The sequence below is a fragment of the Mycobacterium sp. genome (assembly GCF_046095365.1).
Lineage (GTDB): Bacteria > Actinomycetota > Actinomycetes > Mycobacteriales > Mycobacteriaceae > Mycobacterium.
On sequence record NZ_JBJTJF010000009.1, the window covers coordinates 1 to 17458 of the forward strand.

Below are 17458 nucleotides of genomic sequence, written 5' to 3' on the forward strand. Positions count from 1 at the left end.
GCATCGGCCTGGCGCTGAACTGCGAAATCGCCTCCTGGTGCCGGTTCGCCCGGAAGAACTACTTCTACCCCGACCAGCCGAAGAACTACCAGATCTCCCAGTACGACGAGCCGATCGCCTTCAACGGCCACCTTGACGTCCCCCTCGAGGACGGCAGCACATTCCGGGTGGACATCGAACGCGCCCACATGGAGGAGGACACCGGCAAGCTCACCCACGTCGGCAGCGACACCGGCCGCATCCACGGCGCGACCACCTCGCTGCTCGACGTCAACCGCGCCGGAGTGCCGCTCATCGAGATCGTCACCAAGCCGGTCGAGGGGGCCGGCGAGCGCGCCCCGGAGGTGGCCCGCGCCTATGTCACCGCGCTGCGGGACCTGCTGCGCGCCCTGGATGTCTCCGACGTCCGGATGGACCAGGGGTCGCTGCGCTGCGACGCCAACGTCTCGCTGCGGCCGATCGGTCAGCGGGAGTTCGGCACCCGCACCGAGACCAAGAACGTGAACTCGCTCAAGAGCGTCGAGGTGGCGGTCCGCTACGAGATGCGACGCCAGGCCGCGGTGCTGGACGCCGGCGGCACCGTGCACCAGGAGACCCGGCACTTCCACGAGGACGGGCACACCTCGCCCGGCCGGGACAAGGAGACCGCCGAGGACTACCGCTACTTCCCGGAGCCCGACCTCGAGCCGGTCGCGCCCAGTGCGGATCTGGTGGAGCGGCTGCGCGGCACCATCCCGGAGCTTCCGTGGCTGTCGCGCAAGCGGATTCAGCAGGACTGGGGGGTGTCCGACGAGGTGATGCGCGACCTCGTCAACGCCGGCGTCGTCGAACTGGTCGCCGCCACGGTCGGGCACGGCGCCTCCAGCGAGTCCGCCCGCGCGTGGTGGGGCAACTTCCTGGTCCAGAAGGCCAACGATAGCGGTGTCGTCGTCGACGAACTGGCCATCACGCCCAAGCAGGTGGCCGAGGTCATCGCCCTGGTCGACGACGGCACGCTGTCCAACAAACTGGCCCGCCAGGTGGTCGAGGGGGTGCTGGCCGGCGAGGGCGATCCCGAACAGGTGATGGCCGGCCGCGGCCTGACCCTGGTTCGCGACGACTCGCTGATCCAGGCCGCGGTCGACGAGGCACTGGCGGCAAGTCCGGACATCGCCGAGAAGATCCGCGGCGGCAAGATCCAGGCCGCCGGCGCGATCGTCGGTGCGGTGATGAAGGCGACGAAGGGACAGGCCGACGCGGCCCGGGTGCGTGAGTTGGTGCTGGCCGCCTGCGGCCAGGGCGGATAGGTCCGACCGGGTCAATCCATTACCAGCCTGTACCAGTTCGGAACCGACCGGTTGTAGGATCGCGCCAACACCGGTGGGCCCTCGACGGCGGGTCGGGCACCGGGCGCAGGATCGGGGCGCGGGGCATGACGAAAAACAGCGCACGGATGAGCGCTGCGGCTTTCGCCCTGGGGCTGTCGCTGGCCGGTCCGCACGGGACGGCGACCGCCGACGGCACGACCGACGCCACCGGCAGCGACTCCGCGGCCGTGACAGCCGCAACCGACTCGACGCAAGCGAAAGCCGGGCCGGTCCGCGCCAGGCGCGGCGCACCGTCGCGAAGCGCCCGCACCACCGCGGCTCCCGCGGCCACCGCCGCGGCCAAGGAGCCCGCTAAGGCGGCGGGCGCGGCCCGGCGACGGGCGCTGCCGAACCGCGCCGTCAGTCCCAGGCCCAGCGCCGCCACGGCTCCGACCGCCCGGCCGGCCGCCACCGCATCATCGGCGCCGGTGCGACCCGCACCGTCGGCGACTTCCCCGGCCGTGGCGGTGCCCGCTGCCGCCGTCTCTGTTGCGGTGAGCGATCTTCCCGCGCCGGCGTCGGCGTCGGCGGCCGGAACATGTTCTGGCTGCCGGCCTTTCGCTGCCAAAACCCGCGCGATCGCGTCCGGCAGGTCGGTGACCGCGACCGTGAGGGCAGCGGAACTCCTCGACGGCCTCGGGCACTGGCTCTCCGGCCTGCCATCCAGACAGGGCACCGCATTCCTCGCCGGCGCCCTGCAGTTGGTGCGCCGCAATCTCTTCGCGGACGTTCCGATCGTTCACGTCGGCAACGTCACCGTGAGCGAGAGCGGCAACCAGGCCATCTTCACCGTGACCCTGGACAAGCCCTTCACATCGGCGTTGACGGTGGGCTACAAAACCGCCGGCACCCGGGCGCAGCCCGGTGAGGCCGGCGACCTCAGCACACGCGCCGGGGCGGGGTCCGACTACGAGGAAACCTCGGGTGTCCTGACCTTCGTGCCGGGCCAGACGTCCCAGCTGGTGGTTGTGAACTGCCTGGACGACTACACCGCCGAGGCGCCTGAGTCGTTCACCCTGGACATCCTCAGGGTGATCAACCCGCAGACCCTCCCGGCAGGCGCGAAGGCAGCCGCGTCGGGTCCGTCGGCCGCCCGGGTCGCCGCCGCGTCGCCAGACGTGCTCTCGCAGTTGGTCATCGCCTCCGCGACGGCCATCATCGTCGACGACGAATGCATCAGGATCGACGTCAATCCGAACTTCGCCTACGGGGATGCGCTGTTGGCCGCGTCCTTCTCCGACCTGGCCTACAACCACCGCGTCGAAGCCGATTTCAACAGCCTGGTGCAGTCGACCGGGTGGGAGGGCATCGGGGTCACCACCGCAAACCTGGGCGCCAAGGGCTATTCGCCGGCGGCCGGCGGCTACGGCGTCAAAGACGGCGTGACCATGCAGAGTTTCGCCTTCGCCGGCAAGCGGACGGCAACCGACGGCACCGAGCAGTTCATCATCTCGTTCGAGGGCTCGAACAGTCCGCTCTCCGAGCCTGCCGACTGGATTGCCAACGCGGGTGAGTACGGTTGGTCGCGCTACTACGCCAGCCTCGAACCGCTGGTGACCGAGGTGGTCGGGCAGATGCTCCAGGCGCAGTCCGAACAGAAGAACACCCAGCTGATCATCACCGGCCACAGCCTCGGCGGAGCTGCCGCCGAAATGGCGTTCGCCGATCTACTGACTCCCCAGGGCAATCTCTGGCCGGACACCGCGGCTTACCTCTCGGCCGGAAACCGTGTTCTCGACACCGTGGGGGGCTGGTCGGATGCCACCAGGACAGCGCTGCTGGCCGCGACGTCGGTCTACACCTTCGGCGCCCCCAGCATCCTGATCGAGCCGACCAAGCCGGGGATGACCGAGGCTGCGGCCTTTGCCGCCGTTGCGGCAAGCGCCGGCCTCGTGCCAGCCCTGGGGCTGCTGCCCGCGGCGATCGCCACCCTGGTCGTCGACGAGAAGAAAGTGCCCAGCTTCACCGGCATCGCAGGGATCAACTTCGCCACCAGAGTGTTCCAGTTAGAGCACGCCAACACCTCGTGGCGCTATCCCGGGGACATCGTCGCCCAGATCGGATCCCGCGATCCCGGGACGGTTCTCAATATCAACATCGACAATTCGATACACCAGGCCTACACGTCATGGCTGCTGCGCTACGTGCCGGGCGGCACCCACTCGATGACGCTCTACCGGGAGTCGGTCCTGCGGCTCATCAGCAACAGCCCGCTGCTGAAGAACCCCAACGAGCTTGCCGCCAGCACACCGCAACTCACCCCGACCGCGGCGGGCCAGGGCAGTGACGGCCGCAACGACTACTTCGTCAACCTCAGCGACAGCGGCAAAGCCGGCAACGACGTGTTCGCCTACAGCCGGGCCGGAAGTTATTCCGCTGACGGCGGCGACGGCACCGACACCTACAGCGTCAACAGCTACAACGTCGCGCTCACCATCGACGGCTCCATGCAGTCCGGCCGAGACAGCCTGGTGTTCAATATCGCCGGCACCCCCGGTGCGCAGTACTCCAACTCCGGTTCGGGCCCGCGCAACGACACCGCGGTGTTCTCGGTGACCGGCGCGGACGGCAAGTCCTCGAGCGTGACGGTCACGCACTGGGATCAGTGGCAGATCAACGACGTGTTCCAGGTGATCAGTCCGGCCGACGGCCAGTGGTCGCTGAACCACTGGACGATCGAGAACGGGCCCGTGGTGGTGGAGCCGACCCCGGTCGACGAGGTTCCGCTGTCGGTCGTCTGATCGTCAGGCGCTGAGCGCGCCCGTCAGCCAACCCGCGCGCAGGCCGCGGCAGCGGTGCACCGACAGCGAGTCGGGTCCGTCGTAACCGGGCAGCACGGCGGCCGCGCCGGTGAAATCATCGCTTCTGGTCCCCTCCGTGGTGACCACGACGGTCGCCAGCCCCGCGCCCAGTGCCGCGCGCAGGCCTTCGGCTGAATCCTCCACGGCAAGAACATGTTCGGCGCGCAGACCGAGTTCCCACAGCGCGTAGTGGTAGACCTCCGGGTCGGGCTTCGGATTGGCGACCTCGTCGCCGGTGATCACCAGTTCCACCGCGCCGTCGCCGAGCAGATCGCGCACCGAGCGATGCACACCCAGGCCCTGGCGCGAGGTCGCCACCACCACCCGGATTCCCGCGCAGTGCAGGTCCCAGACCAGCCCGGCGAACAGTTCGTGATCGGCCCGGGCATCGGCCAGGACCGCGTCCAGGGAGAAGATCACACCTTCCAGGCCGGGGACCCCCATCGGGGCGCGTCCGGCACGTTCCCACCAGAACGATGCCTGCGTCGATGCCACGTGAGGAGTATCCGGCTGCCGGCAGCCTCGTTCATCCCCCGATCAGGGGAGGCGGGCGGGGGATCACCCGCGCGGCCGCACGGGACCGCACCGGCCGATTACCGTAAGCGACATGCCGGTGCGGGTGGTGCTCGTCGACGACCACGAGATGGTCATCGAGGGACTCAAGGCGATGCTGGCCCCGTTCGCCGACCGGGTCGAGGTGGTCGGCGAGGCGGTCGGGGCGGAGAAGGCGATGGGGGTGATCGCCGAACTCGAGCCCGACATCGTGCTGTGCGACGTGCGCATGCAAGGTGTCAGCGGCCTGGACCTGTGCCGGGAGATCCGGGATCGCCATCCCGCCCGCAAGGTCATCCTGATCAGCGTCTACGACGACGAGCAATATCTGTTCCAGGCCATGCGGGTCGGCGCCTCGGGCTATCTGCTCAAGGGGATCAGCAGCGACGACCTGGTGCGGCAGATCGAGGGCGTACAGGCCGGCGCGACCGCCATCGACTCCGGTCTGGCGGCGCGGGCCACCGAGACCGCGGCGCGGCTGCAGAGCGACCAGTTCTGGCCCGGCGCCCGCCATGGTCTGACCCAGCGGGAGAGCGAGATCCTGTCACTGGTCGTGACGGGGCTGTCCAACCGGGGGATCGCCGCCAAGCTGGTCATCGGCGAGGAGACCGTCAAGACCCACCTCAGCTCGATCTACCGCAAGCTGGGCGTCGGTGACCGCACCAGTGCGGCGGCGACGGCGCTGCGGGAAGGCATCTTCCGGTGAGCGGTCCGCTGAGCCCCAACGACGTGCACGGCCTGCTCGACGCCGACCGGGAGGTCGCCCTGCTGCGCGACATCATCGCGGCGACGTCGACCGGACCCGGCGTGGAGCCGATGGCCGCGGCGGTGGCCAGGATGATCACCGCCGCCACCGCCTCCGACGTCTGTTTCGTGCATGTGCTCGACGACACCGACAGTTCGCTGACGCTGGCCGGGGCCACCCCGCCGTTCGACGAGCAGGTGGGCCGGATCCGGCTGCCGCTCGGCTCGGGGGTGTCCGGCTGGGTGGCCAGCAACCGGCAGCCGGTGGTGATCGTCAGCGACAAGGAGGCCGACCCGCGGTATGTGCCGATCGCGGCGCTGCGCGGCAACGACTTCACCTCGATGGCCTCGGTGCCGATGGAGACTGAGCCGGGTGGTCTGGTGGGGGTGCTCAACGTGCACACCATCTCGCGACGGGACTTCAGCCCCCGCGACGTCGAACTACTGCTGGTGATCGGCCGGCTGATCGCCGGGGCCCTGCACCAGGCCCGGTTGCACCGCCAGCTGTCGGCGCGCGAGCGCGCTCACGAGGATTTCGCCGAACAGGTCATCGCCGCCCAGGAGAGCGAGCGGCGGCGGCTGGCCGGTGACATCCACGACGGCATCTCCCAACGACTGGTCGGGCTGACCTATCGGCTCGATGCCGCGGCCCGCGCGGTCGACGACGGCGACCAGCCCGCGGCGGCCGAGCAACTGGAGAAGGCCCGCGACCTTGTTGACCTGACCCTGGGGGAGGCCAGGTCGGCGATCAGCGGCCTGCGACCGCCGGTCCTCGACGACCTGGGCCTGGGCGGAGCCCTGGCCAGCCTGGCCGCCTCCACCCCGGAGGTCGACCTGGAGTTGCACCTCGACGACGCCAGGCTGTCCGAGCACATCGAGGTGGCGCTGTACCGGATCGCGCAGGAGTGCGTGCAGAACGTCGTCAAGCACGCCCGGGCACTGGTGGCCACCGTTGAGTTCACGGTTCGCGACGGCGTTGCCCGCCTTGAGATCCGGGACAACGGCGTCGGTTTCGACGCCGCCGCCAGGCGGGTCGGCCTGGACGCCGGTGCCGCCGCCTCGGCCGGCGGCTACGGCATGCTGTCGATGGCCGAGCGGGCCGAGCTGGTCGGCGGGACCCTGACCGTCCAGTCCGCGCCGGGGGCGGGCACGACCGTCACCGTCACGGTTGCGCCGGAGGACCAACGGCCCTAGCCCCCGATGGGTTTCCGCGTTGTAAATTTTTTCTGACGCGGTACCGACTCCCGGTCCGAAATTGACCACCCCGCCGAGCCGGAGGGGTTACTGTCGTCACAGGGGCCAGAAGACCCGGAGGTCTTGCATGACGGCTTGGCTGTCGCGACGTTCAGCGGTGCCCGCCCTCCCCTGTCCGCCCCGGCCTGTCTGTCCGGGTATCCCCGCGTCCCGGGCCGTTTGAGAGGAGTTCGTTCATGGCGTCTGTTCTGTGGTTTCAGGGAGGGGCGTGCAGCGGCAACACGATGTCCTTCCTCAACGCCGACGAACCCAACGTCGTCGACCTGATCGTCGACTTCGGGCTCGAGGTGATCTGGCATCCCTCGCTCGGCCTGGAACTGGGCAACCAGGCCCAGAAGATCTTCCGGGACTGCGCATCCGGTGCGCGTCCGATGGACGTCTTCGTCTTCGAGGGCTCGGTGATCGAGGCGCCCAACGGAACCGGCCGGATGGACATGTTCGCCGACCGTCCGATGAAGGACTGGGTGACCGAGCTGGCCAGCCAGGCCGGCATCGTCGTCGCCATCGGCGACTGCGCGTGCTGGGGCGGTATCCCGGCGATGGAACCCAACCCGTCGGCGTCCACCGGGCTGCAGTTCCACAAGCGCAACCGGGGCGGTTTCCTGGGACCCAACTTCAAGTCCAAGGCCGGACTGCCGGTGATCAACATCCCCGGCTGCCCCGCGCACCCCGACTGGATAACCCAGATCCTCGTCGCGCTGGCCACCGGCCGCACCAGCGACATCGCGCTGGACGAGTTGCAGCGGCCGCAGACCTTCTTCAAGACGTTCACCCAGACCGGGTGCACCCGGGTGCAGTTCTACGAGTACAAGCAGTCCACCATGTCCTTCGGCGAGGGCACCCGCACCGGCTGCCTGTTCTACGAGTTCGGCTGCCGCGGCCCGATGACGCACTCGCCGTGCAATCGCATCCTGTGGAACCGCCAGTCCTCGAAGACCCGCGCCGGCCAGCCGTGCTACGGCTGCACCGAGCCGGAGTTCCCGCACTTCGACCTGGCGCCGGGCACCGTGTTCAAGACCCAGAAGGTCGCCGGGGTGATCCCCAAGGAGACCGGAACCGGTACCAAGAAGCTGTCCTACATGGCAGCCGCCGCCGCGGCGCGGGTCGCCGCGCCGAAGTGGACCAAAGAAGACATGTTCGTGGTCTGACGCCGCGCCGAAACATCTGACCTAGAGACTCTGGAGGACTCACCCAATGACATCAATGGATCTGCATGTCAGCCCGCTCGGACGCGTCGAGGGCGACCTCGACGTCCGGGTCACCATCACCGACGGGGTCGTCACCTCGGCCTGGACCGAGGCCGCGATGTTCCGCGGATTCGAGATCATCCTGCGCGGCAAGGACCCGCACGCCGGACTGATCGTGTGTCCGCGCATCTGCGGCATCTGCGGCGGCAGTCACCTCTACAAGTCGGCCTACGCGCTGGACACCGCGTGGAAGACCACCATGCCGACCAACGCGACCCTGGTGCGCAACATCGCCCAGGGCTGCGAGACGCTGCAGTCCATCCCGCGTTACTACTACGCGCTGTTCGCCATCGACCTGACCAACAAGAACTACGCCAAATCCCCGATGTACGACGAGGCGGTGCGCCGGCATGCGCCGTACGTGGGCACCAGCTACCAGAAGGGTGTGGTGCTCTCGCAGAAACCGGTCGAGGTCTACGCCATCTTCGGCGGGCAGTGGCCGCATTCCAGCTTCATGGTGCCCGGCGGTGTGATGGGAGCGGCCACCCTCTCCGACGTCACCCGCTCGATCGCGATCCTGGAGAACTGGAAGGACAACTGGCTGGAGTCCGACCTGCTGGGCTGCAGCGTCGACCGCTGGCTGGAGAACAAGACCTGGGAGGACGTGCTGGCCTGGGTCGACGAGAACGAGTCGCAGCGCAACAGCGACATGGGCTTCTTCATCCGCTACTCGCTGGACATCGGCCTGGACAAATACGGCGCCGGTGTCGGCAACTACCTGGCGACCGGCACCTACTTCGATCCCGCGCTGTATCGCAACCCGACCATCGAGGGCCGCAACGCCGCGCTGATCGGCCGCAGCGGCGTGTTCGCCGGGGGCCGGTACCACGAGTTCGACCAGGCCAACGTGCGCGAGGACGTCACGCACTCGTTCTACGAGGGCAGCCGGCCGCTGCACCCGTTCGACGGCGAGACCATCCCGGTCGACCCGGAGAAGGGCAGGGGGCAGGGCAAGTACAGCTGGGCGAAGTCGCCGCGCTACCTGATCGACGGGATGGGCGACCTGCCGCTGGAGGCCGGTCCGCTGGCCCGCCGGATGGCCGCGGCCGGCCCGAACGCCGCACCGCACCAGGACAACGACCCGTTGTTCCTCGACATGTACAACAAGATCGGCCCGAGCGTGATGGTCCGACAACTGGCCCGGCTGCACGAGGCGCCCAAGTATTTCAAGTGGGTGCGCACCTGGCTCGACCAACTCGACCTCAAGGAGAGCTTCTACAGCAAGCCCACCGAGTACGACTCGGGCCGCGGTTTCGGCTCCACCGAGGCCGCCCGCGGCTCGCTGTCGGACTGGATCGTGCTGGAGAACAACAAGATCAAGAACTACCAGGTGATCACTCCGACCGCGTGGAACATCGGCCCGCGCGACGGCAGCGATGTGCTGGGCCCGATGGAGCAGGCGATCGTCGGCGCCCCGATCGTCGACCCGGAGGACCCGGTCGAACTCGGCCACGTCGCGCGCAGCTTCGACTCCTGCCTGGTCTGCACCGTGCACGCCTACGACGGCAAGACCGGCCGGGAGCTCTCGAAGTTCGTCATCAACGGAATGGTGTGAAAGAGGGGCTCACACCGGAGGGGAACCGTGTGGCCGGCGAGGTCGCACCGGAGATCGACCTGGAGCCGCCGGGCTGCGACGTTCTGGTGGTCGGCTGCGGCAATCTGCTGCGCGGCGACGACGGGGTCGGCCCGGTTCTGATACGGCATCTGTGGGACCGCGGTGTGCCCGAGGGCGCGCGGCTGGTCGACGGGGGCACCGCCGGGATGGACGTCGGCTTCCAGATGCGCGGTGCGCGGCGGGTGGTGATCGTCGACGCGTGCGTGTCGCAGGGCAGCGCCGCAGCCGCGCCCGGCACGGTCTACCGGGTTCCGGGCGAGGAGCTCGACGACCTGCCGCCGCTGCAGGGCCTGCACACCCATGCCTTCCGGTGGGACCATGCGATCCCGTTCGCGCGGTGGGCGCTGGGAGAGGCGTGTCCCACCGACATCACCGTGTTCCTGATCGAGGCGGCCGCGATGGATCTGGGCGCCGAGTTGTCCGCGCCGGTCCGGGCCGGCATGGAGCAGGTGCTCGCGCTGATCGAGCGCGACTTTCTGGGCCCGCTGCGACCGGTCGGTGCCGACGAGGTCGACGTCGAGATCACCGCCGAGGGCTACCTGCGCCTCGACGCCGCGCTGTCGGCCGGCAGGTTTCCCTCCGACGCGGTGGCCGTGGTGCCCCGCGACGGCGAGTTGTGGCTGTTCCCGCTGCGCGGTCCCAGCAGCGGCGGCCTGCTGCTCAAACAGCGCAACCCGGCCGGTGACCGCGTGCTGCTGGTGCGCGAAGTGCTCCGTGACGACTTCCCGGTGGGGGTCCATGCGGCATTCTGGGACGATGAGCACAAGGCTCTTCGGATTCCGCTGCCCGGGCGGGACGCGCGGTGATCGCCGTGGGTGAGGACCGGGGCGAGCGGCAATGGCCGAAGACGGAGGTACGCCAGGGCAGCTCCGCGGATGTGGCGCTGGACGTCGCCACCGTGGTCGTCGAGGAGTCGGGCCGCTGGGTGGTGGAGATCGTCGTGGTCTTCGCCGACGGCGTCGTCCGCAAGCGGATCAACAGCCACGCCACCCGGGCCCGCGCCGAACTGGCAGCCGACCTGATCCGGCGGACCGCCGAACGCGACATCGGCGGCGGACCGGTGAACGGATGAGACATCCTGAGGGAAACGGCCCGCAAGGACCGGGAGGAGTTCTGTGACCGACGTCGAGGCGGCCGTTCTCGCGGTCCGTCCGCAACCGCTTGGCGCCTTTCCGCTGCCGCTGGGCTACCTGCTGGTCCCGGCCGAGCCGGACACCGAGCCGGCCCGGCTGGCATTGCTGTCCGGGTCGATCCCCGACTGGCCGCCGGCCCTGCGAGCCCACGAACTCGCACTGTCCGGGGACCGGGCGGGTGCGCTGGCCGCGCTGACCGGTGACGACCCGGTCACCCGTTACAACCGCTTCGTGATGGACCCCGACGGGGGTACCGAGGATCCCGCCGAATTGCGCTCGGCACTGGGCGAATTCGGTGTCCTGGTCGACGTGGTGCTCTTCGCGCTGGGGCGCACCGACACCCCGCCGGAGATGGGTTCGGCCACCGGCGAACTGGCCGCGATGGTGTTGTCGGCCCAGGCCAGCAAGGCCCTCGACGACGGCGACACCGCCGGGGCGGTGGCGCTGCTCGACCGGGCCGCCGAGGCCGCGGGCGAGGGCTGCGGGCCGCTGCGGGGTGTCCTGCTGGGGGCCGCGGGCTCGCTCGCCGGGCAGGAGAACACCGCCGACGGGGTGGCGCGGCTGGAGCGGGCTTTGGGTGCGCTGGAGGGCGCCGAGGATCTGCGGGTGGCCCGAGCGGAGTTACACCTGACCCTGGCGGGGCTGTTGCACCAGCAGGCGGTTGACCGACCGGATCTGCTCAATCGCGCTGTGCCGCACTATCATTCGGCGTTACAGCTGGTACTGCGGTCGGAAGCGCCGCTGCTGTGGGCCGCCGCCCACGCCGACCTCGCCACCGCCTACCTGACCATGCCGATGACCGAGGCGTCCAGCCAGCTGCGTCTGGGTGTGGCCGCGCAGTCACTGCGGTCGGCGCTGAAGGTCTACACCCGCGAGGACCACCCCGAACAGTGGGCGAGCGTCCAGCTGAACCTGGCCAACTCGCTGGTCTACACGCCCTCGAGCCACCAGACCGACAACCTGGTCGAGGCGGTCGAACTCTACGAGGGCGTGCTGGTGGCCCGCGATCGGGACGCCGACCCGCTGGGCCGGGCGCGGGTGCTGGCCAACCAGGGCAACGTGCTGGCCCATCTCGGCGATTTCGACCAGGCCAAGGCCAAGCTGTACGAGGCGCGTTTCCTTTTCGAGGAACTCGGCGACCACGACTCGGTGCGCACGGTGCGCGGAGTGCTCGACGAGATCTCCCGCCAGCAGGCGCTGGCCCGGACCGAGACGGAGTCGATCGCGGAATGACAACAACCGAGCCGGCATTCGAGGAGTTGGCCAAGCGGGTCGACGACGCGGCGAGCGCGCTGGACGGTCTGGACCCCGCCGCCCGGGCGGTGGCCGAGGAACTGCAGGCCGCCATCGAGGCCGTGCACCGGGCCGGCCTGGTGAGGATCGTCACCGCGATGCGCGGCGACGACGGCGCCCGTCCCGTGCTCTTCGAATTGGTCGACGACCCGCTGGTGCATCTGCTGCTCTCCCTGCACGGGATCGTCCGTCCCGACCCGGTGACCCACGCCGGACAGGTGCTGGACTCGGTGCGCCCCCAGTTGCAGAGTCACGGCGGTGACGTGTCGCTGGTCCGGGTCGAGGACGGCACCGCATTCGTGCGGCTGGAGGGAGCGTGCAACGGCTGCTCGATGTCCTCGGTGACCCTGCGTAATCTCGTGGAAGACGCTCTGGTGCAGGGTGTTCCGGCAATCACCGCGGTCGAGGTGGTGGCCGCCGAGCCGACCCCGACCCTGATCCCGCTGGAGTCGCTGCGGATCGGTCGCGATCCCGCAGCCGAAGGCTGGGTGCGGCTCGGTCCGGCGGCCGGCCTGCCGGTCGGCGAGATCTCGTCGGCGGCGCTGAGAAGCGAAGGCCGGTCCACCGAGGTGATCGTGGTCAACATCGGCCAGCGGTTGTCGGCGTACCGCAACGAATGTGCGCATGAGGCGCTGCCGCTCGACGATGCCGTACTCGACCTGAGCAACGGGACCCTGACCTGCCCATGGCACGGGTTCTGCTTCGACGCCTCATCGGGGGAGTGCCTCAGCGCTCCCGGCGCTCAACTTGAGCAGTTGCCGCTGCGGGTGGACGACGGCGAGGTCTGGGTACGGGTCGGATGAGCCGGTACACCGTCCGGCACAACATCAGTGGCGTGGGTACCCGCCCCGACGTCGTTCCCGATGTCGACCTGACCGGCGGATGGGTACCGCAGGTGTGGCTCGGCGCCCCCGCGCCGGGAGGTCTGGCGCTTCCTGCCGCCAAGCCCTCGATGGCCTGGATGTACTCCCCGCGGGGTGTGTTCGTCTCCGCCGACCACCTGGTGGTGGCCGACTCCGGCAACCACCGGGTGCTGATCTGGAACGGCGTACCCGACCGTGACGAGCAACCCGCCGACGTCGTACTCGGCCAGCCCGACGGAGACACCGAGGGGCCGGCCGCCGGCGGGCGCGGCCCGGAACGCGGCATGAACCTACCCACCGGGGTGCTCGTGCACGACGGCCGGCTGATCGTCGCCGACGCCTGGCATCACCGGATCCTGGTGTGGGACAGCGTGCCCACGGTGAACGACCTGGCCCCCGATCACGTCATCGGCCAACCTGACCCCGGTTCGGTCGAGGCCAACCGCGGCGGCGACTGTTCGGCGGCCGGCCTCTACTGGCCCTTCGGGATCGCGGTGGTCGGCACGACGTTCTGGGTCGCCGACACCGGAAACCGGCGGGTGTTGGGCTGGCGCAACGGTATTCCCGCGCCCGATCAGCGTCCGGACGTCATCCTGGGTCAGCCGGACGCCGTCTCGCACGAGGAGAATCGCGGCGGCCCGGCCGGGCCGGACAGCTTCCGCTGGGCCCACGACATCTCCGGCCGGGACGGCCTGCTCCTGGTCGCCGACGCCGGCGATCACCGGGTGCTGGGCTGGTCCCCGCAACCCGAATCCGACCGGCCCGCGGACCTGGTGGTCGGGCAGCCGGATTTCACCGGCGCCGAGGAGTGGCCGTATGGCCCGCACACGGCAGACCGGATGCGCTTCCCGTACGCGGTGTGTCTGGACGGTGACCGGCTTGCCGTCGCCGACACGGCCAACAACCGGATCCTGCTCTGGGAGGGGATGCCGGACGGCCCGGTCGCGCGGGGCGCCGACTTCGTGCTGGCCCAGCCGGACTTCGGATCCAACGGCGAGAACCGCTGGACCGCCGTCCAGCGCGACACGCTCTGCTGGCCCTACGGACTGTCGCTGTGCGGGGACACGCTGGCCGTCGCGGACTCCGGCAACAACCGGGTGATGCTGTGGACGAGGACGCGGTGAGACCGCGGATCATCCAGTCCGACGGCCAGATCGGCTTCTTCTGGGCCACCCCGTCCGGAGCGCCCACCTCGCTGCAGGCCCTCGTCGTCGGCGACGACGAGCCCGACCGGCTTATCGCCACCCACCTGGAGGCCCTCGACGACGCGCTGATCATCGCCGCCGAGCGATTCGGCGAGATCCTCGGCGGCGGGCGCGGTCCGGCCGGGCCGGACGAGCGCGACGGACTGCTGGAACTGCACCGGACGCTGGACCGGCTGTGCCACGAGTACGCCGCCGGCCTGGAGAAGACCGGGCTGAGCGCGGACCTGCGCGCCGGCAAGATCATCGGCACCGCAGCCCTGTTCTCCATCCGGGCCCGGCGGCCGCTGGGACTGCTCGGCCCGGCTCCCTTCGAGGGTGAGCTCGACGACCCCGGACTCGGTGTGGTGGGCGGTTACGGCGAGTTTCACCGGGTCGACCCGGACAAGCCCTGGATGGGTGGCCGCTGGGTGGTGAGAACCGATGAGGGGCAACGATTTCCGCTGACCCTGTCGATGCTGATGTTCGACAGCTCGGGGGCCAACAAGGAAGGCGCCCGCGAGGAGCACCGCGACGCCCTGCGCACGGTGGTGGACGCATCCCGGACGCCCGGGGCGGACCCCATGGCGGTGACGTGCGCGCTGGACTGGCTGCTCTACGACTGGCTGATGGCTCACCGCGACGGCCCGGACAGCGCTGAGATCGTCTTTCCGAAGGGCTACGACAGCGCTGCAGGTCTGGTGGTCGCCGCCGCTGCGGCCTCGGTGGCCGCCCGGGCCACCTTCGACCCCGGGCTGGTGCTCGACGTCAGGTGACGTCGGCGTTGGAGCGCGGGAAGCCGCCGCCCTGCGGGAAGAGCGGGAAGACCACGTCGTCGAGTCTCTCGGCATCACCGGCGGTGCGGTTCACCGTGGCTCCCCAGATGTTGCCGTCGGGTGCGACGGCCAGCCCCCAGGCGTGACCGTGCTTGTCCTGGCGCACCACTTCGGGATCCCCGGTGACCGCACCGGTGGCCTGCGCCAGCCGAACCGCGACGGTCTGTTTGGTGTTGACCAGATTCACCAGCACCGTGCCGTCCAGCGCCACGCAGCCCGCCACCCCGGGGCGGTTCGGCCAGGTCCACACCGTGGTCGCCTTGGAGTCCGGGCCGATGCGCTGTAGCCGGTCTCCGGCCGGGGTGCGGTCGGTCACGTAGAGCGACTTGTCCGCCGGATCGACGCACATGCCGCCGCCGGCGCCCATCCCGCTCAGCGCCGTCGTCGGCGGGGCCTGGCCGACCGTCGTCGGCTGCTCGATCCGGATCACCTTGCCCGCCAGGGACTTCGGGTCGTTGGCGGCTTCCGGGTTGCCCGCGTCACCGGTCTGCACCACCAGCGTGGTGGGGCTGGTGAAGATCAGCGACCCGGTGTTGCCGCCTGCGCCCTTGGGGATTCCGGTGAGGATGTCCTTGGGCGCGTCTCCGTCGGCGATGCGGATCACCCGGTTGTCGGTCGGCGTGCTGATGTAGGCGTACATCAGCCGGTCCTGGGAGTAGGCGGGGGACAGCACGATGTCCATCAGGCCGCCGTCGCCGCTTCCGTCGACCGGGATGACCAGTTCGACCTTCGGCTCGGCGCTGACCGAGACCTTCTTGACCGCGCCCGTGGTGCGTTCGGCGACCAGGGCGGTCTTGGCGTCGGAGCCCATGATCAGCCCGCTGGTGCTCTCCAGGCAGCCCTGCATGACCCCGGGAGCCGGGCAGACCTTCGGAAAGGGCTTGGGCGGCAGCGGCGGGGGAGGCGGCGGAGTGGACGGCGGGCCGGGCCGCAAGTCCGGGGGTGTGGTGAACGGCTGCGAGACCGCGTTGTCGAACCGCGCGCACCCGGAGACCACGGCGGCCGCCGCGCACAGCGCAGCCACGGCCGACCGGGCGGGACGCGTGCGCATGCCGCAAGGTTACGGATCGCCCGCCGGTCCGCGCCACGACGGTCCTCGCGGCTCGGGCCGGATCCCCGGTTCGACGTGCGGGACAAATCCCCGATTTGGCGCCGATAGCACTTACCCTGGCCTCTGTGACGAGCCAGAACCCCGATCCCGGCTGGCAGCGGCCCGAGGACGCCCCGGTCCGGCCCGCGTCGGCCCGGCTGGTCGATCCCGAGGACGACCTGGCGGCGGGAACCCTGGGCGGCGACTTCGAGACCACCCGGCTCAAAGCGCCCTACGGATCGGGGCCGGCGGCCCCGGCGCCCGGTCCATCGACCGGATACGGGCTGCTGCAGGAGCCGGATCCGCTGCCCTACGTGGAGCCGGCGGCCCAGCCGCAGAGCGCGCCGCCACCGGCCGTGCCGCCGCCGGCCGCGGCGGGCCCGCTGGAGATCAGCCCGGTCGACGCCGAGGCGCGGGCCCGTGCCGCCGGACGGCGCGGGACCCAGGACCTCGGGCTGCTCGTGCTACGGGTCGCCCTGGGCGTGGTGTTCATCGCGCACGGACTGCAGAACGCGTTCGGCTGGTGGGGCGGAGAGGGCCTGCAGGGGTTCCGGGAGACCCTCACCGAAGCCGGCTACCAGAACGCGGGGCTGCTGACCTACGTGGCGGCCGGCGCGCAGATCGCCTCGGGAGTCCTGCTGGTACTCGGGCTGTTCACACCCGTGGCCGCTGCGGTGGCGCTGGCGTTCCTGGTCAACAGCCTGCTCGCGACGTTCACCGTGCAGCGCCAGAAGGGCGGCATCTTCGTCTTCGACTCGGCCGCTGAGTACCTGTTGATGCTGACCGCGGTAGCGGCCGCGATCATCCTGGCCGGACCCGGCCGCTACGGCTTCGACGGCGGTCGCGGCTGGGCCAGACGCCCGTTCATCGGATCGTTCCTGGCCCTCCTGCTGGGGGCCGGCGGCGGTGTTGCCGCCTGGCTCTACCTGCGCGGTATCAACCCGTTCGCCTGACCGGCTAACGCTGGTAGGGGTTGGGCACCCGGCCGCCGCTGGCGCCGGTCAGCTTCGGCAGCGTCGCGAAGGTCACCCCGGGCAGCAGCATGTCGGTGTGGTCGCTCAGGCAGGCCCGCGCCCAGCCGCCGCGGGTGAACTTCAGTCCGTCGACCTGCGTCCACGGGGCGGTCCTGCTGTTGAGCAGGGTCCGGCCGGTGACGCTGTCCTCGTCGGCCACCGTGCGCAGCCGCTCGATGGCGAAGGAGAGGGCCACCGGGACCAGCAAAAGCACCGCCATGCTGGTCATGCCGAACGCCGGACCGACCGTGAGCAGGGCCATCAGCAGGAAAAAGGACGCAAAGTGCGCGATCGGGGAGATCCTGATCACCGTCGGGGCGTTGTCTCCTTGGCCGGCCATCCCGGAATCATCCCACCGGGGGGCCGTTCGTGCGCGGGTCTGCGGCGGTGAGGTTGACGCTTGAGCTGTGCCGAGGCTAACCTTCGCAGGTATGACGTCCGGCGGAAAGCTCGTAGTAGGTCAGCGCGTTGGTGCCGCGCTTGCCCGCCC

Annotated in this window: 16 protein-coding genes; 13 read left to right on the top strand and 3 right to left on the bottom strand. The window is 70.0% G+C overall.

What is annotated here, in order from left to right; genetic code table 11:
* Together gatB and ACKOQ4_RS00385 are read left to right on the top strand one after the other, a co-directional pair.
* The coding region (gene gatB / locus ACKOQ4_RS00380; protein WP_526287680.1) for an Asp-tRNA(Asn)/Glu-tRNA(Gln) amidotransferase subunit GatB at positions 1-1286 on the top strand (1286 nt) is incomplete at its 5' end.
* A gap of 146 nt (positions 1287-1432) precedes the next feature.
* The gene (locus ACKOQ4_RS00385; protein ID WP_526287682.1) at positions 1433-4087 is read left to right on the top strand and encodes a Calx-beta domain-containing protein; all 2655 of its coding nucleotides are present in this window, start codon (positions 1433-1435) and stop codon (positions 4085-4087) included.
* Between the two features lie 3 nt (positions 4088-4090).
* Here the strand turns inward: ACKOQ4_RS00385 and ACKOQ4_RS00390 are convergent, their stop codons facing one another.
* On the bottom strand, positions 4091-4642 hold the full coding sequence (locus tag ACKOQ4_RS00390; protein ID WP_526287684.1) for an HAD family hydrolase: 552 nt from the start codon (positions 4640-4642) through the stop codon (positions 4091-4093).
* Positions 4643-4754: 112 nt separating this feature from the next.
* On the opposite strand from ACKOQ4_RS00390, the gene ACKOQ4_RS00395 reads away from it, so the two are divergent.
* The 10 genes from ACKOQ4_RS00395 to ACKOQ4_RS00440 all read left to right on the top strand — a co-directional run bounded on the left by ACKOQ4_RS00395 (position 4755) and on the right by ACKOQ4_RS00440 (position 14805).
* Positions 4755-5405, top strand: coding sequence for a response regulator transcription factor (locus ACKOQ4_RS00395; protein WP_526287686.1), 651 nt, complete (start codon positions 4755-4757; stop codon positions 5403-5405).
* Positions 5402-6637, top strand: a complete 1236-nt coding sequence (locus tag ACKOQ4_RS00400) for a GAF domain-containing sensor histidine kinase (RefSeq protein ID WP_526287688.1) — start codon at positions 5402-5404, stop codon at positions 6635-6637. The genes ACKOQ4_RS00395 and ACKOQ4_RS00400 overlap by 4 nt, the downstream gene beginning before the upstream one ends.
* A 236-nt stretch (positions 6638-6873) precedes the next feature.
* The gene (locus ACKOQ4_RS00405) at positions 6874-7845 is read left to right on the top strand and encodes an NADH-quinone oxidoreductase subunit B family protein (RefSeq protein WP_526287690.1); all 972 of its coding nucleotides are present in this window, start codon (positions 6874-6876) and stop codon (positions 7843-7845) included.
* A 46-nt stretch (positions 7846-7891) separates the two neighbouring features.
* Positions 7892-9499 (top strand): nickel-dependent hydrogenase large subunit, encoded by a 1608-nt coding sequence (locus ACKOQ4_RS00410; protein ID WP_526287692.1) that lies wholly within the window; start codon positions 7892-7894, stop codon positions 9497-9499.
* A gap of 29 nt (positions 9500-9528) precedes the next feature.
* On the top strand, positions 9529-10365 hold the full coding sequence (locus tag ACKOQ4_RS00415) for a hydrogenase maturation protease (protein ID WP_526287694.1): 837 nt from the start codon (positions 9529-9531) through the stop codon (positions 10363-10365).
* A complete protein-coding gene (locus ACKOQ4_RS00420) occupies positions 10362-10631 on the top strand; it encodes a hypothetical protein (protein WP_526287696.1) in 270 nt (89 codons plus the stop codon). The genes ACKOQ4_RS00415 and ACKOQ4_RS00420 overlap by 4 nt, the downstream gene beginning before the upstream one ends.
* Before the next feature lie 43 nt (positions 10632-10674).
* Complete coding sequence (locus ACKOQ4_RS00425) at positions 10675-11925, top strand: hypothetical protein (RefSeq protein WP_526287698.1); 1251 nt, start codon at positions 10675-10677, stop codon at positions 11923-11925.
* Positions 11922-12788, top strand: a complete 867-nt coding sequence (locus tag ACKOQ4_RS00430) for a NifU family protein (protein ID WP_526287700.1) — start codon at positions 11922-11924, stop codon at positions 12786-12788. The genes ACKOQ4_RS00425 and ACKOQ4_RS00430 overlap by 4 nt, the downstream gene beginning before the upstream one ends.
* Positions 12785-13972: an NHL repeat-containing protein gene (locus tag ACKOQ4_RS00435; RefSeq protein WP_526287702.1), complete on the top strand. Its 1188-nt coding sequence runs from the start codon at positions 12785-12787 to the stop codon at positions 13970-13972. The genes ACKOQ4_RS00430 and ACKOQ4_RS00435 overlap by 4 nt, the downstream gene beginning before the upstream one ends.
* A complete protein-coding gene (locus ACKOQ4_RS00440; RefSeq protein ID WP_526287704.1) occupies positions 13969-14805 on the top strand; it encodes a hypothetical protein in 837 nt (278 codons plus the stop codon). Before ACKOQ4_RS00435 ends, ACKOQ4_RS00440 begins: the two co-directional genes overlap by 4 nt.
* Here ACKOQ4_RS00440 and ACKOQ4_RS00445 read toward each other — a convergent pair.
* Positions 14798-15916 carry a PQQ-dependent sugar dehydrogenase gene (locus ACKOQ4_RS00445; protein ID WP_526287706.1) on the bottom strand — a complete coding sequence of 373 codons (1119 nt, stop codon included), beginning with the start codon at positions 15914-15916 and terminating at the stop codon, positions 14798-14800. The two genes, ACKOQ4_RS00440 and ACKOQ4_RS00445, sit on opposite strands and share 8 nt — an antisense overlap.
* Positions 15917-16041: 125 nt before the next feature.
* Here ACKOQ4_RS00445 and ACKOQ4_RS00450 point away from each other — a divergent pair, with 125 nt between their 5' ends.
* Positions 16042-16908: a DoxX family protein gene (locus tag ACKOQ4_RS00450; RefSeq protein ID WP_526287708.1), complete on the top strand. Its 867-nt coding sequence runs from the start codon at positions 16042-16044 to the stop codon at positions 16906-16908.
* A gap of 4 nt (positions 16909-16912) precedes the next feature.
* On the opposite strand, the gene ACKOQ4_RS00455 is transcribed toward ACKOQ4_RS00450, so the two are convergent.
* Positions 16913-17308, bottom strand: a complete 396-nt coding sequence (locus ACKOQ4_RS00455) for a PH domain-containing protein (protein WP_526287710.1) — start codon at positions 17306-17308, stop codon at positions 16913-16915.
* Positions 17309-17458: the final 150 nt, after the last annotated feature.

What these genes read in the sequence shown, in the direction of transcription:
- ACKOQ4_RS00385 (WP_526287682.1), top strand. Translation starts at nt 1,433, where the DNA reads ATGAGCGCTGCGGCTTTCGCCCTGGGGCTGTCGCTGGCCGGTCCGCAC.
- ACKOQ4_RS00395 (WP_526287686.1), top strand. Translation starts at nt 4,755, where the DNA reads ATGCCGGTGCGGGTGGTGCTCGTCGACGACCACGAGATGGTCATCGAG.
- ACKOQ4_RS00405 (WP_526287690.1), top strand. Translation starts at nt 6,874, where the DNA reads ATGGCGTCTGTTCTGTGGTTTCAGGGAGGGGCGTGCAGCGGCAACACG.
- ACKOQ4_RS00410 (WP_526287692.1), top strand. Translation starts at nt 7,892, where the DNA reads ATGACATCAATGGATCTGCATGTCAGCCCGCTCGGACGCGTCGAGGGC.
- ACKOQ4_RS00430 (WP_526287700.1), top strand. Translation starts at nt 11,922, where the DNA reads ATGACAACAACCGAGCCGGCATTCGAGGAGTTGGCCAAGCGGGTCGAC.
- ACKOQ4_RS00435 (WP_526287702.1), top strand. Translation starts at nt 12,785, where the DNA reads ATGAGCCGGTACACCGTCCGGCACAACATCAGTGGCGTGGGTACCCGC.
- ACKOQ4_RS00445 (WP_526287706.1), bottom strand. Translation starts at nt 15,916, where the DNA reads ATGCGCACGCGTCCCGCCCGGTCGGCCGTGGCTGCGCTGTGCGCGGCG.
- ACKOQ4_RS00455 (WP_526287710.1), bottom strand. Translation starts at nt 17,308, where the DNA reads ATGGCCGGCCAAGGAGACAACGCCCCGACGGTGATCAGGATCTCCCCG.